We start from the raw sequence: 14,698 nt of genomic DNA, 5'->3' as shown, positions 1-14,698 counted from the left end.
TGCGCCGTCGCTGCTCGCGGCCGGGCGCGCTGCCGTTCCGCTCTCGTTCACGCCGAGCATCCCGGGAACGCCATGACATCGGCGCTGTCCACGTCCACGCGCTCGTACACCCGCACGTCGCCCCGCTCGAACGCGACGCGTACCAGCGTTCCTTCCGCTGGCGCCGACGCTCCGTAGAATCGCTCGCGATGGCCGCAGTACAGGTACTCGGCGGGATATCTGTCGAGCACATCGTTCGTGCTCAGGAGCGTCCGATACCTGCCGCGCCACGACTCCGCTCGCGCCTCGAACGCGCCGCGGTCCGTGATCTCGAAGCTGAAGATGAAGAACGCCAGGTGGTCCTCCAGTAGCCGCTCCTGCGCTTCGACGTCGGGATCCGGGTCGTTCAGCGGGAACCCCTCGAACTCACCGTCGAGGCTCACGCGTCGCATGACTTCGCCCTCGCTGTATCCGTACGCGGCCTGCACGCGCAGGATGCGCTCGCCGAGTTCATCGTCCTCGGCATACGTGAAGCCGCCATCCGCCAGGTACTGCGCCGATGATGTCAGCCCCGCGAGGAGCAGGTTCGTGCTGACGCTCGGCGACACCACGGTGTCGTCCTCATCGACGTGCGCCCGCATCCACGCGAACGCCGCCTGCTCATCGTCCGAAAGCACGTACCCGTCCGCCGTGCTGCTTACGGCGCGCGCCTGCAGCGCCCCGACGTACACAAGCGAAGCGAGCGCCACCACGACGATCCCCGCGTACGCGAATCGAGGCGGCTGCGACCAGCGCAACGACGACGCTATGGCGACGCCTCCGGCGACGAACGCCGGGATCGCGAAGACGCCCCACACCTGCGTTTCGAAGTGCCATTGCTGCGGCAGCACGCCCTGCACCGGCGCCAGTACGAGCGGCGCCAGGAACAACAACACGTACAACATGCTGCGCGACGTCGCGCGGAGCATCAACGCAATCAAGAGCGGCAGACCGACGAGCAAGCGCTGCGCGATCGACGAGGCGAGCGACGTATCCAGCCCGATCGGATCAAGTCCCACCCGGTCGCGGACGTCCGCCGGCAGCGAGACACCGGCCCAGCCAATGACCACGATCTCCGGCAACGCGATGACGAGCGCCAGCCCGCCGATGGCGAGCAACCGGCCTGCTTCGGCACGCTCGCCGCGCAGCATCAGCACGGCAAGCCACGCCGCGAGCGCGAGCCCGAGCGCAGCCCAGTAGTAGAGATACGTATAGATCAGCAACGCGATCGCGGTCGCGGCCGTCGCCATCCATCCGCGCGAGCCCGCCGCCACGGCCTTCGGCAACGCGAGCACTGCCGCGAAGAACGGCGCCAGCACGAGGATTGGCGCCGGAAAACGCGCCCACGCGTGTACCTGGTCCTCCGGATCGACCGTTACGAGCGCACCAAGGACCTCCGCGTGACGCAGCGGCAAGATGCCATCGGCGAAGTTCAAAACATGGACCGCGAGGATCACGATCGGCATCAGCACGAGCGCCGCAAAGCGAGAGCCGGTGATACCCAGCATGAGCGCGTAGAGCAGGACGAGCGCGGCGAGCGCGGCGACCGTCGTCGCGATCGCCAGCGACGCAAACGGCCCGCCGGTGACGCGTCCCGCCGCGCCAATGACCGTGTGCGGTATCGAGCTTCGCTGCGGCGAACCGTCCCGGTGATTGACGAGAAACGGGTCGCGGATCGGCACCTCGCCCTCGAACGCGTCGCGGATCGATGCCGCGTACAACGCTTCGTCGTAACCGACCGCGCCGGCCGCATACGGGCTGATCGAGACGCGCGCGCCATCGTCCGGGTCGCTCACGAACGTCCACCAGCGAGGCGCGACGAGGAGCGCTGCCAACAACAGCGCCAGCGAAATACCGGCGACGTGCTTTCGCAACAGTTCGCCCGAAGCGGCCAGCAACCCGTCGGGCGCCGCTGTTGTGCTCACCGCCGTCGCCTGTTCGATGCTCAAGGCAACGACCTACGCGATGGGGTCGCTCGCCGTAACGAGGCGGCTCTCTGCGATTTCATCCTCTGGCTCCCCCACGGGTTCTCGCCGCATGACTACGAAGAAGGCGACAAGCCCAAGGACAACCGCGAACCACAGCGTCGAGACGCGGATCAACAGCGTGGCCGTCGAAGCCACGCCCCTGCTCGTTTCCAGGAGGCTTTCGGTCAGCGATGCGATCCCGGTCTCCGCGACGCCAAGGCCGCCCGGCAGCAGCAGGATCCCCGCGCCCAACGTCGAAATCGGCAAGATGAACGATGCCTTCATGAACGTATCGCCGCCCGCATCGACGCCGAGCCCCGCCAGCACGAGGTAGAACGCCACGACCTGCGTGCCCCACGCCACGACACTCAGGCCAGTCATGAGCACCACGCCCCACGGATCCATCAGTTGATAGTTGCTCTCCGCCATCTCGTCGATGCGCGGCGAGAGGCGGCCGACAAGCGGCAGTCTGCGTGCCAGGTCGACCATGCGCCGCCATGCCGGCCGGTGCCGCGAGACCGCGATGACGATCGCCGATCCCAGGATCACGACCGCGACGAGTGGCCAGACGCTCCGCTCAAACGCAACGACGCCGACCAGCGCCAGCAGCATCAGCGCCAGTGCGTCGGTAAGACGCTCGGCGAACAGGATCGGCGTCGAGCGCATCACCGGCGTCCCGTACTTGTCCTTGAGCAAGTAGCACTTCAGCCACTCACCGACCTTCGCCGGCGTCACGACCATCCCGAGGCCGGACATAAAAATCAGAAAGCTGTCCAACCGCGGCACACTCGTCTCGCCGATCCGCCGCAGGTAGTAATGCCACTTCACCCAGCGCAGCACGTAGTTCCCCGCCGCGATGAGCAGCACGAGGGGCATCAATTCCCAGCGAAAGTCGGCCAGGCTGGCGCGCACGCTGCGGATGTCGCCGTACACGACCAGCGCCCCGAACACGATGATCCCCAGCACGACGGAGATCAGCAGCTTCTGGCGTAGGTTCGAGACGTTCATCCGCGGGTGCTTTTCAAGTGGATCACGGTCCGATCGGCCGCGGGGCCTCGGGCGTCGATGGGCCAGCCGTCTGGACGCAGATGCAGATGCCTGAGCGCGGGGTACCGGCAAATGATATCCGCGGGCCGGATCCGCCTCAATAACAACGTCAAGATGCCTCCAACTCTGAGTCGGCAGGTGACGGACACGCGAATCCCACGGGCAGACCGCCCTGACCTAACAACGCCGCCCGCTGGAGTCTGCGTCAAAACGCGAAAAGCGCCGTCAAGCGACGCGCCTGGCGCAGATACGCCACCCCCGCTCACGGAGGTCGCCGGATGATCGCGGTGAGCGGTCAGGCCGCCTTGGCCCGGCCGATTGCGGACGCCGACGGCACCTCGTTGAGACGGCCTGACTTGACATCGATGACATAGCCGTAGATCGCGATGTCGGGCGGTATCAGCGGATGCCGCCGAAGGCGCTCTACGTCGTCCGCGACGCTTTGCTCCTGATTGTCGATCGTCAGCCAGTCGATGTACTGGCCGTCTTTGGAACCGGGGGCATCGCCCGTGTTTCTCCAGACCCCGTGCTCAATCGTCGCGGGCGAAAGGCTCTCGGACAGCAGATCACGCATGATCGGTTCGGTAAACGCGAGCATCCCGCAGTCCGTGTGGTGGACCACGAACCACTCGTGAGTGCCGAGCAGCTTGTACGAGATTACAAGCGATCGAATTGCATCGTCGGTCGCGCGGCCGCCGGCGTTGCGGATGACGTGCGCATCGCCCTCCGTCAGCCCCGCGAACTTCGCCGGATCGAGGCGCGCGTCCATGCACGTCAGGATCGCGAAATGGCGTCCCGGCGGCATTGGCAGCGACGACCTGTCTCCGAACGATGCGGCATACTTTTGATTCGCCGTTAGGACTTCCTTCAGCACTCCCATCACAACCTCCTTGATGCTCTTGTATCGAGAATATCAATCCAGATTCTCGATTCCGCATCATTTCCCGCCCGTGCATCAAGCGAACCATGCAGCCCAGATCGCGCGGTTTCCCCAGCCCGAGAGTAGGGCAATTCAGCTTCGCATTCGCTAGAGTGCCGCCCGCAAGGCAACGAGGAGGACTGCTTGCGGACCCGAGGCCGCCCACGCCATCCCGAGACGCTCACGCCACGGCAGCAGGAGGTGCTCGCGCTCCTGCGGCGCGGCCTGACGAACGAACAGATCGCGTCGGCCCTCGACATCAGCGTCGATGGCGTGAAGTACCACGTCGCCGAAGTCCTGCGTCGTCTGGACGTGCGCGACCGTTACGAGGCCGCCCTCGTGGAACCAGGCGTCGAACGCCGCTCCTGGTTGCGCGGTCTGCTCGCGCTCCCGCTCATCCCGAAGAGCAAGCTGAGCCTGGTGGCCTCCACGGCGAGCGTCGCCGCGATGGCCGGTGTCGCCGCCGGGATCGTGCTGCTCATCCTTGCCCTCGCTGGCACCGACCATGTCGGACGAGACGACGAGCTGGCTGCACGCCTGGCGTCGCGGGAGCTCGTCGCGTTCAAGTCGGGCGACGAAACGTGGCGTATCGGCGTCTTCGACAGCGTAGCGATGCGCCAGATCGCATCATTCGACGCCGGCCACGACAGCGACACGCCGTCATCCGCCGTGATCGCCGGCGACCGCATCGTCGTCAACTACGGCAAGCGCCTCGACAGTCACCGCATTGACGGTACGGACAAGCTCACCGTCCTCGAGATCGACAAAGGCTGGCTCTACGACGTGGCTTCATCACCAGATGGCCGGCTGCTGGCGCTGACCGTTCAGACCGAAGACGAACTATGCCTGCCGCTTCCCGAAGGCGCCACGAGCGGTCCCTGCGGCCGGACGTTCGCCGACGTAACGGCCGTCTTGGTAGTCGACGCGCTTACCGGTGATCAAGTGCTGCGCATCCCGCAGAGCGATGCACGCTTCGGCGGTCTCACTGGCCAGGCCGCACACCCCGTCTGGCGCGCCGACGGCCAGGCGTTCGTGGTCACCGGATCGACGCAAAGCGAGCAGCCCGGCAACCGCGCGACCGTGTATCTCGACGGCCGCGTGATCATCAGCACGCCGCTCGATTACTTCGTCCCCAACAACGGTACGCGCATCGCCACGGGGGAAATCGAGCCGTGCGAAAACCTAAACCTGCGCCGTCATGAGCTGCGCATCGTGGACATCGAGACCGGACATGTGCTGTTCGCCACGGTCTCCGACGACCATCGCGTCTTCTTCCCGTTCGAATGGTCCCCGGACGGCACGGAGCTGCTGTATTTCACTCAGGCATACCCGAGGGGCCCAACCGACACCTCGTGCGAGTGGGATGGCGCGACCACCGAGTGGTCCCTGCTCTCGGTCGATGGCGTGGTGACGAACGCTGTCGACCCGCGTGACGTACACCGCCGCTGGTTCGGCACCGGCGCCGTCGAATTCGAGTGCGCGCAGCCCACAGCGCTGCTGGACGGCTACTGCACGGAAGCTCAGTACGCCTCGAAGGCAATCGTCAACGGCGAGACCGTCGTCGAAGGCACGAACATCCGCATCCTCGACCGCACGTCCTCCTACTGACTGGGCGAGGCCCACAACGTGGGCCTCTCGCCTTAACTGAACACTGCCAACTGAAGACTGATAACTGACGACTAAGCCTCAGCGCTCCAGCACGTGGATCGTCATCGCCGCGGCTTCGCCCTTCATCATGCCGCCGCCGTTCTGCGTCAGCCCGATCTTCGCGTCGCCGCCCTTCACCTGGCGGTCGCCCGCCTCGCCGCGCAACTGCCAGAAGACTTCCGTCAATTGCGCGCACCCCGTCGCGCCGATCGGGTGCCCCTTCGAGAGCAGGCCGCCGCTCGGATTTACCGGGATCTTGCCATCGAGCGCCGTCACGCCGTCTTCGATGAGCTTGCCGCCTTCGCCCACCTTGCAGAGCCCCAACTCCTCGTATTCCATCAACTCCGCCGGCGACGACGCATCGTGCAGTTCGATCACGTCGATGTCTTCCGGCCCGACGCCCGCCAGTTCGTACGCCTTGCGCGCCATGCGCGTCGTGACGCCCGGCTCGCCCGGCGCGCGGTCCTTCCCCGATCCCAGCACCGATGCCGTCACCCAGACCGGCTTCGTCGTGAGCTGGCGCGCCTTCTCCTCCGATACCAGCACTAACGCCGCCGCGCCGTCACCGATCGGCGAGCACATCAGCCGCGTCAGCGGTTCCGCGACAATCGGCGAGTTCATAATCCCCTCGACGGTATACGTCTCGCGATACTGCGCGTACGGATTCAGCGATGCGTTCTGGTGACTCTTCACCGCCACCTTCGCGTACTGGATCGCCGTCGTCCCGTGGCGCTTCATGTGCTCGCGCGCGCTCGCCGCGTAAAAGTCCATGAACATCGAGCGCTTCTCGCCCGCGCCGCCGCCGTCTTCCGCGTTCGACGCATCGCCCTCGCTGCGCCCGCGCGCGGCCGTCGCCTTCATCAGGTCTTTGATCGCCTCCATGTCCACGGCGGATCCGATCGCCTGGAACGACCGACGCTTGTCCTCGTGGTAGAGCTTCTCGACGCCCAGCGCGAGCACGACGTCATACATGCCCGACGCGACGTACATCCACGCCAGGTGGAACGCCGTCGACGAACTCGCGCACGCGTTCTCGGTGTTGATCATCGGGATGTCGCCGAAGCCCATCTCGCGCAGGATCACCTGTGCGCGGATCATCTCCTGGCCGGTAATCAGCCCCGCCGTCGCGTTGCCGACGATGGCCGCCTCGATTTGCGACTGCTCGACGCCCGCTTCCTTCATCGCGCCCTCGACGGCCTCGCGCCCCAGATCCTTAAGCCCGCGGTCCATCCACTTTCCGAAGCGCGTCATGCCCGCGCCGACGACTGCCACTCTCCGCATGCGAAGCTTCCTTTCAGGCCCCTCGGGGCGCATCTCCTAATCACGACTCCCATCCATCTTACGACCCCACCCCACCCTTTGTGAATGCCGCACCGAATGATGACTCCCTCCTTCCAACATCCAACATCCCCGGACGCCCAAACGGAACCACCCCACACCCACCGGTGTACCGTTAGCACGTGAAACAGACGCTCATCGGCGAAGCCGAAGCGATCGAGCGCGCCCGCAGCGGCGACCACGCCGCCTTCGGCTCGCTCGTCGAGCAATACCAGGAGGTCGCCTTCCGTGCGGCATACCTCGTCGTGCGCGATGCCCCCGCCGCGGAAGACGTCGCCCAGGACGCCTTCATCCGCGCCTATCGCCACCTCGCCAGCTTCCGACGCGGCGAGCCCTTCCGGCCTTGGCTGCTGCGGATCGTCACCAACACCGCGATCAACGAGGTCCGCTCACGGCAGCGTCGGACGGGCCTGCTCGGACGTTTCGCCGCCATCACCCCGACGTCCACCGAAGCGCCCGACGTCTCGCTTGGCGATGCCCACGCATCCACACTCGCCCGCGCCATCAACGAACTGCCGCTCGATGACCGCGTCGTGCTGCACCTGCGCTACTTCCTCGACCTGCCCGAGCGTGAGATCGCCGCGACGATCGGCAAGCCGGCCGGCACCGTGAAATCCAGGCTGCACCGCGCAAGCAAGCGTCTGCGCGAGTTGATCGAGCAGAAATACCCGCAACTGGCGGAGGCCATCCATGAATGAGTCCACCTTTGACCGGGATATCGGCGCGATTGCCGCGCGGGCGTCATATCCAGCGACGCCGTCGCTGCGCGCAGGCGTGCTCGCTTCGATCGCCGGAACGCCCGCAACGCGGCGCACGACCCCGCACACGCGCCCGCCGTTCGCGTTCGCCGGCGCCGCGCTCGCCATCGTCCTGGCGGCGATCGTGGCGACGCTGGCCGTCCCGTCGAGCCGCTCCGCGGTCGCCGACTTCTTCGGCATCGAAGGTTCCGAGATCGAAGTCATCCCCGCCGAAACGCCGCTGCCGCCGCCCGACGACATCGCGTCGCGCGCGTGGCTGACGTCCATCGACGATGCGAGCGACGCGACGGGCTTCGACCTGGTGCTGCCCGCCGGCGAAGATCCGCGCGCCACCTACATCGTCCGTTACGGCGACCAGGCCGTCGCCGTGATCCGTTATGACGAGTTCGACCTCTGGCAGGCCCGCCTTCCCTCCGACGCGAACTTCGGCAAGGGCGCCCCGCCCGGCGTCACCGTCGAGGACACCTTCGTCGACGGCATGCCCGCGCGATGGGTCAGCGGCGGCGCCCACATCGTCCAGTTCTACGACGCCGGCGGCGTATTCGTCCCCGGCTCCGACCGCACCGTCGAAGCCAACACGCTCATCTGGAACGACGGCCAGACGTTCTTCCGCATGGAAACGGCGCTCGCGTTCGACGACGCCCTCCGCATCGCCGAATCCCTGCCCTAGCGCGCATCCCGCTCGCATGGCCTGGCGTGCGCGACAAGACTAGACGCGCAGCGTGGAGAACAGCCGCCCTCGGCTGTTCCGTGCGCCGCAGGCGGGACAACCACTGGCGTTCGATGACGCCCCTCCGCATCGCCGCCCTGCCGTGGCTGCACATGTTTGTCTCCGTCGCCGGTACACCTGACGCGAAGCGCGGAGACCAGCCGCCCTCGGCTGTTCACGTCCGCCGCACGCGGACAACCACCAACACACCCATCGGTTACGACGCGTAGCCCAACCGCCAGCCACCCGTCCGGAACCATCACCCGCGCTGCGCTGTACTAGCATCACAGGAGGTGCCCCATGACCGCGCTTCGTATCCTGCTCGTGCCGTCCATGCTGCTCGCCGCCGTGTTCGCCTGGGTGGCGATGAACCCCGGCAGCGCCACCGTCGCTAACCCCGACGCCACCGCGACCCCGCGTCCCGCGCCGACCGCCACGCCGGTGCCAGACCTGCCCGCCGGCGTCTGGGGCGCCCTCACCTACCGCACCGGCCACGAACTGGTCGGCGTGCGCTTCCCGCAGGTCATCGAGGAGCAGCGCTACGCACCGCCATCGACGCCGGTCGATGACCTCTCGTCGGCGTCCGGCTGGTGGGTGCAACTCGGTGGCGACGAAACCTGCACCGTGACGCTCCACGACGACGCCAACCCCGGCCCGTCGACCGGCGGCGTTGCCTACGCCAAAGAGTTTCAGTGGTGCATGTCGCCCGAATGGTCGCCCGCCCGCGCGCGCTTCGCGTTCTCCGCGACGACGCTCGACAACCGCACGCAACTGATCGTGATCGATGGTGCATCGCCATCCGTCCGCGTGCTCATCGATGCAGACGCAACCACGAGCATCAGCACGCTCGCCTGGCACGGCGACCGCCTGCTGGTCTCCGGCACCTTCGCTGGCAGGGCCGGCCTGCGCTGGCTCTCGCTCGATGGGGCGCTGACCCCGGTCGACGGCGTCCCCGGCGCGGCGATGTACTTCTACCCGTCGCCGGATCGATCGCGCTTCCTCTTCACGCAGGCCGCGGCCGATGGCTGGCAACTCTGGATGCTCGACGCGACGACCAACGCTGTGACGAATCTCGGCAACATGGGCTCGGATCCGGCGAACGCCAGCACGCCCGAACAACTCGCGCCCGAAGCAGCGGGCAAGGGCGGCCCGATGTACCTCGCCTGGTCGCCCGACGGCACGCAGGTCGCGTTCGGCGGCGGCTTCGATCCGCCGTACATCATGACGACGGTGAACATCGACACGGGCGCCAGCGTCGTCACGGAGTTCCCCAGCGGTTACCCGGGCGAGATCCGCTGGACGGCCGACGGCACGAACATCGCAGTCTCCACGTACGACATCGAGCGCACGCACCACGAAACGTGGGTCGTCGACCCGATCACCGGCGCCGGCCGCCACCTGATGGACGGCTGCGTCATCGTCTGGTCGCCCGACGGACGCTTCCTCGCGATCCACGGAGAAGACGTCGCCGGCATCACGATCATCGACGTCAACACCGCCGAGCGCGGACAACTCACACACCGCGCAGACGACGCACCGATCGAGTGGACGGAGTGATCTCTACATCGACGTCATCCTGAGCGCAGGCGAAGGATCCCGTCACGGCGACACCGACCCACCGCACACCAGCGCCGCCGCATACCGTCATTCAGAGCGAAGCGAAGAATCTCCCAGCACGAACAGCTCGACCCGCGCACCAACCGGCGCATAACGTCATCCTGAGCGAACGCGAAGGATCTCATCACGACACAGTCGTCGCAGCGACACAACAGAGCATCGCATAACGTCATCCTGAGCGAACGCGAAGGATCTCATCACGGCACGCCCGTCGCAACTAGACCAGGTGACGGGCCACGCCCGCAATGAAGCCCCGGCCAATCGCCGGGGCTCCTCTGTTCTCTGTTGTCTGTTCTCTGTTGTCCGAAGGTTTACAACCGCTCGATGATCGTCGCCGTGCCGATGCCGCCGCCGCAGCACATCACTTCGTGCCCGTAACGGCCGCCCGTGCGCTCCAACTCGTGCAGCAGTGACGTCATCAACCGCGCGCCCGTGCAGCCCAGCGGGTGGCCCAGCGCGATCGCGCCGCCGTTCACGTTGACCTTCGACAGGTCCGCGCCCGTCTCCTTCTGCCACGCCAGCACGACCGACGCGAACGCCTCGTTGATCTCCGTGCGGTCGATGTCCTGGAACGTCAGGCCGGCCTTCTTGAGCACGGCAGGCGTCGCGGTGATCGGGCCCGTCAGCATCAGGTGCGGGTCCGAGCCGACCACCGCCTGCGCGACGATGCGCGCCCGCGGCTTGAGGCCAAGCTCATCCGCCTTCTCGCGCGACATCATCAGCACCGCCGCCGCGCCGTCCGTGATCTGGCTCGAGTTGCCGGCGTGATGCAGGCCATCCTCGCCGAACGAAGGCGCGAGCGTGCTCAGCTTCTCCAGCGACGAGTCGCGAATGCCTTCGTCCGTGTCGAAGGTGCCCTTCACGCCCTCGTGCTCGACCTCGACGCCGAGGATCTCCTTCTTGAACTTGCCGCCGTCGCGCGCCGCCTTCGCCCGGTTCTGGCTCTCGAGCGCGAACTCGTCGAGCTGCTGCCGCGAAATGCCCCACTTGCGCGCGATGTTGTCCGCCGCGACGCCCTGCGACGTCAGGTCGTACTCGGTGCGCATGAACTCCGTGAACGGGAAACCCGCCACCTTGAAATTCGAGCCCATCGGCACCCGCGACATCACCTCGACGCCGCCGCCGATCGCCACGTCGACCACGCCCGCCGCGATCAGATTCGCCGCGAAGTGGATCGCCTGCTGGCCGGACCCGCACTGCCGGTCCACCGTCGTGCCCGGCACTTCGATCGGAAAGCCCGCCTCCAGCACGACGTTGCGGCCGATGTTCGCGGCCTGCTCGCCCACCTGCGAGACGTTGCCGAACACGACGTCGCCGACGAGCGCATCGTCGACGCCTACCTGGTCGACAACCGCCCGCAGCACCTTCCCGCCCAGCGTCACCGGGTGCGTGCCCGACAGCATGCCGTTGCGACGTCCCATCGCGCTCCGTACGGCGTTGACGATGACTACTTCTCGAGCCAAAACAGGCCTCCTATTACTTCGGCTGGTGTGAACATTTGCACTTCAGTGTAACGCTGTCTCCGGCTTCATAACCAGCCATCAGGAGACAAAGGCGTGCCGTCCCGCATCGCGCGCCAGCGACAATTCCGCCACTGCGAGCGCGACCAGCCCCACGACGGCGGCGGTCACGACGGCGAGGCCGTAGCCGTTCATCTCGCCCCCTCGAAGCGCCAGGTAGACCGCGAACGCCACCGCGCCGACCGCGTTCGCGACGCCGATGGTCAACAGCGTCGGTCGGTCGGGCTTCGCCAGCCACAGGCCGACGCCGACCGGCACCAGCGCAATGCCAATCACGATGACCAGCCACTCGTTGAGTGCGAACGCCTCTCCCACATCGACGCCTGTCGCCGCCGCCACCACGACGAGTGTTGCCAGCGCGAGTTCAAACAGCGCATCGATGCGCAGGGCCATGCGTGCAGGTGTCATCGCGCTCCGTCCAAACGTGCCCGTCGTCCCTGCCGGAAGCTTACGCCTCCGGGAACGCCAGCACCGATCCCGTCTCCAGCAGCGACTTCAGGCTGCTCAAGATCTGCGCCCAACCGGTCCGCGACGACTGGAACGCCATCGACTCGTCCTTCCAGCCCTCGTGCAGCAGTGTTAACTTGCAGACGTCGCCCATCTGCTCGATCTCCCACGTCACCTTCGTCGCCTGGTCCGGCCCGCCGCCCATCTCCTCCGGGAAGTCGCTCTCGAACGTCTGCACGAGCCGCCTCGGCGGTTCCGCCTCGAGAATCGTGCCGAAGTGGGCGGAGTCGCCCGCCTGCACGTTCATCTCGCCCATCGAGAACGCGCTGAGGAACGAGTAGCGATACTTCGAGCCGGGCTGCCAGTCGGATTCAACGTCGAGGCCGAAAACCTCGCGCGTCATCTCTCGGCTCGTGATCGCGTCCCAGAGCTTCTGTGGCGTTGTCTTCACGTAGATCTCGAAGACATGCTTGGGTGCTGTTTGGGTCGTCATGTCGTCCTCCAGTGCATGCTTGATGCCCGTCATCGTCTCGACCCAGGGTGCGGCGTACTTGCTGATCCAGCGGTCGAGCACGAGACGGATCGGGACGGGGTTGAGATAGTGCAGCTTCTGGCGCCCCACCCGGCGCGTAGTCACGAGCCCTGCGCCCTCCAGGACGCGCAGGTGCTTCATGACCCCGAACCTGGTCATCGATGGCAATGCCGCCTCCAGCTCCGTGAGCGCCTGGCCATCACGCTCGAAGAGCCGGTCCAGCAGCACCCGCCGATGCTCGTCGCTGAGCGCTTTGAACACCGCTTCCACCGTCGAATGTTAGGTGACGTTTTGGTCACCTGTCAACATGGGCACTCGTCGTAATCCAGAACTAATGTTTCACGTGAAACAATGCCCCGTCGCCGCCGAGTCCTTGGGGCGAAGTGTGGTTGCCTCAATCGCGACCCCGCATTACCTTGCCGCCATGGCGAACCCCTCGATGCGCGACCCCGACCGCGACCCCCGGACCGTACCCGCGCCCATCGACCCGATGGCGTACTACTTCCAGGACATCCTGCTCCTCAACCGCCCCGATGCCGTCCGCCTCTACCTGATCCGTCACGGCCAGTCCGGCAATAACGAAGCTCGCCTCGTCGGCGCTCCGTCCGTCTTCGACCCGCCGCTGACGCCCGTCGGCGAGGAGCAGGCGCGGAGGCTCGGCGAGCGCATGGCCACCTACGGCGTCGACGTCGTCTACAGCAGCCCGCTGCAGCGCGCCTACAACACGGGCGCCGAGATCGCCAAGCGCCTCAACTTGGAAATCAAAGTCCTCGACGACCTGCAGGAGATCAACGAACCGCTCCGCGGCACCGAGGTGAACCCCGAGGAGATCCTGCCGCCGGGCATGACGCACGAGGCCATCAAGCGCCGCTTCGAAGACGACCCGACCTGGGACAACCTCCCCGGCAACGAGAAGAGCGCGCCGTTCCGCGCCCGCATCTCGGGCGCGATCGACCAGATCATCGCCGAGAATCCCGGCAAGAAGGTCGCGGTGACGTGCCACGGCGGCGTCATCCAGTCGTACGTCGGGCACGTGCTGGGTCTGCACTCGGACTTCCCGTTTTACGCGTTCAACGCATCGATCACGTCGATCCGGGCGGCGGGCGCCCGACGCGCGCTCTGGCGTCTCAACGACCTCGCTCACCTCGACGGCATGCGGATGACGTAGCTGGGGTGAGTCGTCAGTTGTCAGTCGTCAGTGGTAGACCCCGATGCGGCAGCGACCAACCGAAGGTCATCCTGAGCGCAGCGAAGGATCCCGCCGTGGAATGCCACCAACCGAACAGCAAGCCTTCGTTCCCCAGACACTGCGCGTCTCCTCTGTTGTCTGTTGTCTGTTCTCTGTTGTCCACCACCCATGCCTGAGATCGCGTCCGCCAAGCTCAGTATTCGCCCCGAGCGCCTGCCGCGCGGCGCGCACATGCGCGTGCTCGACGTCGGGTGCGGCGATGGACGCCACATCATCGAAGCGGCGAAGCGCGGGTGCTTCACTGTCGGCGTCGACTACGACGCGGCGGAGCTGCGAAAGGCGCGCCAACGCATCGGCGCGCATCGCGTGGACCTCGTCGCGGCCGATGCGTCGCATCTCCCGTTCCGCGACGCCGCGTTCGACGCCGTCATCTGCACCGAAACGCTCGAGCACCTGCCTGACGACGCCGGCGCGATCGCTGAGATCGCGCGCGCCATGCGCGACGGCGGGACACTGCACGGCGCCGTGCCATCGCACTTCACGGAGATCCCGTTCTGGAAGTTGTCGCGCGGCTACTACGAGACGCCGGGCGGCCACGTCCGCATCTATGCGCCGAAGGTGCTGTTTCGACGGCTTTGCGATGCGGGACTTGCGGTCACGGACTTTCGGTACGTGCATTTTGTCGACTCGCTGTTCTGGCTGCGGTTCTGTCTGGTGGACTTCGTGCGCCCTACAAAGCCGAAGAGCGACTTCGAAGCCGCGGTCTTGATCGCCGTGGCCGCGGAGCGTCGCGTGCCGGCATGGCGTCGCCATCTGCGCGAGGCGATGCGCACGTCGCGCTTCATCGCGGCGATCGACGGCGCGGGCGCGCTGATCTGGCCGAAGAGCCTGACATTCGTCGCACGGAAGCAAGCCATGAGCCAGTTACCGTCAACAGACACGGCGCGAGCTCGTTCAACAGTGCGCTCGTTATGACGAATCGGTGTCCGC

13 protein-coding genes are annotated in these 14,698 nt (G+C 66.5%); 6 read left to right on the top strand and 7 right to left on the bottom strand.

Going from position 1 to position 14,698, the window contains the following annotated elements; genetic code table 11:
• Positions 1 to 47 precede the first annotated feature (47 nt).
• The 3 genes from WEB52_12770 to WEB52_12760 all read right to left on the bottom strand — a co-directional run bounded on the left by WEB52_12770 (position 48) and on the right by WEB52_12760 (position 3,915).
• Positions 48 to 1,967 carry a hypothetical protein gene (locus WEB52_12770; protein ID MEX2227311.1) on the bottom strand — a complete coding sequence of 640 codons (1,920 nt, stop codon included), beginning with the start codon at positions 1,965 to 1,967 and terminating at the stop codon, positions 48 to 50.
• 9 nt (positions 1,968 to 1,976) lie between these two features.
• Positions 1,977 to 2,993 (bottom strand): lysylphosphatidylglycerol synthase transmembrane domain-containing protein, encoded by a 1,017-nt coding sequence (locus WEB52_12765; protein MEX2227310.1) that lies wholly within the window; start codon positions 2,991 to 2,993, stop codon positions 1,977 to 1,979.
• Positions 2,994 to 3,327: 334 nt separating this feature from the next.
• Complete coding sequence (locus tag WEB52_12760; GenBank protein ID MEX2227309.1) at positions 3,328 to 3,915, bottom strand: carbonic anhydrase; 588 nt, start codon at positions 3,913 to 3,915, stop codon at positions 3,328 to 3,330.
• A 180-nt stretch (positions 3,916 to 4,095) separates the two neighbouring features.
• Between WEB52_12760 and WEB52_12755 the strand changes: the two genes are divergently transcribed.
• A complete protein-coding gene (locus WEB52_12755; protein ID MEX2227308.1) occupies positions 4,096 to 5,559 on the top strand; it encodes a helix-turn-helix transcriptional regulator in 1,464 nt (487 codons plus the stop codon).
• A gap of 78 nt (positions 5,560 to 5,637) precedes the next feature.
• Here the strand turns inward: WEB52_12755 and WEB52_12750 are convergent, their stop codons facing one another.
• Positions 5,638 to 6,879: a thiolase family protein gene (locus tag WEB52_12750; protein MEX2227307.1), complete on the bottom strand. Its 1,242-nt coding sequence runs from the start codon at positions 6,877 to 6,879 to the stop codon at positions 5,638 to 5,640.
• Between the two features lie 179 nt (positions 6,880 to 7,058).
• On the opposite strand from WEB52_12750, the gene WEB52_12745 reads away from it, so the two are divergent.
• The 3 genes from WEB52_12745 to WEB52_12735 all read left to right on the top strand — a co-directional run bounded on the left by WEB52_12745 (position 7,059) and on the right by WEB52_12735 (position 9,960).
• Positions 7,059 to 7,634 (top strand): sigma-70 family RNA polymerase sigma factor, encoded by a 576-nt coding sequence (locus tag WEB52_12745; GenBank protein ID MEX2227306.1) that lies wholly within the window; start codon positions 7,059 to 7,061, stop codon positions 7,632 to 7,634.
• Entirely contained in the window at positions 7,627 to 8,364 is a 738-nt protein-coding gene (locus WEB52_12740; protein MEX2227305.1) for a hypothetical protein, read from the top strand. Before WEB52_12745 ends, WEB52_12740 begins: the two co-directional genes overlap by 8 nt.
• 339 nt (positions 8,365 to 8,703) lie before the next feature.
• A complete protein-coding gene (locus WEB52_12735; GenBank protein ID MEX2227304.1) occupies positions 8,704 to 9,960 on the top strand; it encodes a hypothetical protein in 1,257 nt (418 codons plus the stop codon).
• Positions 9,961 to 10,331: 371 nt separating this feature from the next.
• Here the strand turns inward: WEB52_12735 and WEB52_12730 are convergent, their stop codons facing one another.
• The 3 genes from WEB52_12730 to WEB52_12720 all read right to left on the bottom strand — a co-directional run bounded on the left by WEB52_12730 (position 10,332) and on the right by WEB52_12720 (position 12,789).
• Positions 10,332 to 11,483 (bottom strand): thiolase family protein, encoded by a 1,152-nt coding sequence (locus WEB52_12730; protein ID MEX2227303.1) that lies wholly within the window; start codon positions 11,481 to 11,483, stop codon positions 10,332 to 10,334.
• A gap of 78 nt (positions 11,484 to 11,561) precedes the next feature.
• Complete coding sequence (locus WEB52_12725; protein ID MEX2227302.1) at positions 11,562 to 11,948, bottom strand: hypothetical protein; 387 nt, start codon at positions 11,946 to 11,948, stop codon at positions 11,562 to 11,564.
• 40 nt (positions 11,949 to 11,988) lie between these two features.
• A complete protein-coding gene (locus WEB52_12720) occupies positions 11,989 to 12,789 on the bottom strand; it encodes an SRPBCC domain-containing protein (protein MEX2227301.1) in 801 nt (266 codons plus the stop codon).
• 154 nt (positions 12,790 to 12,943) lie between these two features.
• Here WEB52_12720 and WEB52_12715 point away from each other — a divergent pair, with 154 nt between their 5' ends.
• Both WEB52_12715 and WEB52_12710 read left to right on the top strand, forming a co-directional pair.
• Positions 12,944 to 13,687, top strand: coding sequence for a histidine phosphatase family protein (locus tag WEB52_12715; protein MEX2227300.1), 744 nt, complete (start codon positions 12,944 to 12,946; stop codon positions 13,685 to 13,687).
• A gap of 189 nt (positions 13,688 to 13,876) precedes the next feature.
• Positions 13,877 to 14,683, top strand: a complete 807-nt coding sequence (locus tag WEB52_12710; protein ID MEX2227299.1) for a methyltransferase domain-containing protein — start codon at positions 13,877 to 13,879, stop codon at positions 14,681 to 14,683.
• Positions 14,684 to 14,698: the final 15 nt, after the last annotated feature.

Source organism: Dehalococcoidia bacterium, assembly GCA_040902535.1.
In the GTDB taxonomy this organism is placed as follows: Bacteria; Chloroflexota; Dehalococcoidia; order DSTF01; family JACRBR01; genus JBBDXD01.
This window is presented reverse-complemented; position numbering and strand designations above follow the sequence as displayed.

Excerpts from the sequence above, each read along its gene's own strand:
- WEB52_12750 (MEX2227307.1), bottom strand. The coding sequence starts at position 6,879 with ATGCGGAGAGTGGCAGTCGTCGGCGCGGGCATGACGCGCTTCGGAAAG.
- WEB52_12710 (MEX2227299.1), top strand. The coding sequence starts at position 13,877 with ATGCCTGAGATCGCGTCCGCCAAGCTCAGTATTCGCCCCGAGCGCCTG.
- WEB52_12740 (MEX2227305.1), top strand. The coding sequence starts at position 7,627 with ATGAATGAGTCCACCTTTGACCGGGATATCGGCGCGATTGCCGCGCGG.
- WEB52_12715 (MEX2227300.1), top strand. The coding sequence starts at position 12,944 with ATGGCGAACCCCTCGATGCGCGACCCCGACCGCGACCCCCGGACCGTA.
- WEB52_12735 (MEX2227304.1), top strand. The coding sequence starts at position 8,704 with ATGACCGCGCTTCGTATCCTGCTCGTGCCGTCCATGCTGCTCGCCGCC.
- WEB52_12725 (MEX2227302.1), bottom strand. The coding sequence starts at position 11,948 with ATGACACCTGCACGCATGGCCCTGCGCATCGATGCGCTGTTTGAACTC.
- WEB52_12765 (MEX2227310.1), bottom strand. The coding sequence starts at position 2,993 with ATGAACGTCTCGAACCTACGCCAGAAGCTGCTGATCTCCGTCGTGCTG.